The sequence below is a fragment of the Frankia sp. CoWAU3 genome (genome assembly GCF_977971855.1).
In genome coordinates, this window is the sequence record NZ_CDWWXB010000154.1 from 7,847 (window position 1) to 8,323 (window position 477).

The 477-nt window shown below is 71.5% G+C and carries 1 protein-coding gene; it reads left to right on the forward strand.

Annotation, left to right across the window (positions count from 1 at the left end; genetic code table 11):
• The coding region (locus tag AC08ON_RS13385; protein ID WP_476617085.1) for a universal stress protein at window positions 1–417 on the forward strand (417 nt) is incomplete at its 5' end.
• Window positions 418–477: the final 60 nt, after the last annotated feature.

Sequence of the window (477 nt, forward strand, 5' to 3'; positions counted from 1 at the left end):
CCGGTGGTCGTCGGTGTGGACGGCTCGGCCCCCTCGCTCACGGCACTACGGTGGGCCGTCGAGGCGGCGATGCTCCGCAAGAGCGCCCTGCACGTCGTGCATGCCTGGCACCTGGACATCCCGATCTACCCGGGGAGCTACGCCGATATCGGATCGGTGCTGGCGGAGCAGGCCCAGCAGACCCTCGACCAGGCCGTCTCCACGATCGTCACCGAGCACGCCGGCGGGCTACCCATCCCCGTTATGAAGGAGACCGTCGCCGATGGCCCCGCCCATGCGCTGCTGCGGGCCTCGGCTGACGCGCAGCTGCTCGTGGTCGGCAGCCGCGGGCACGGCGGCTTCGCCGAACTTCTTCTCGGCTCGGTGAGCCACCAGTGCGTCCTGCACGCGCACTGCCCGGTGGCCGTGGTCAGGTAGCGGCGCGGCCCGTGGTCGGGAAACCGGCACGGTCCGTCCGGCGAGATCGATCAGCCGACG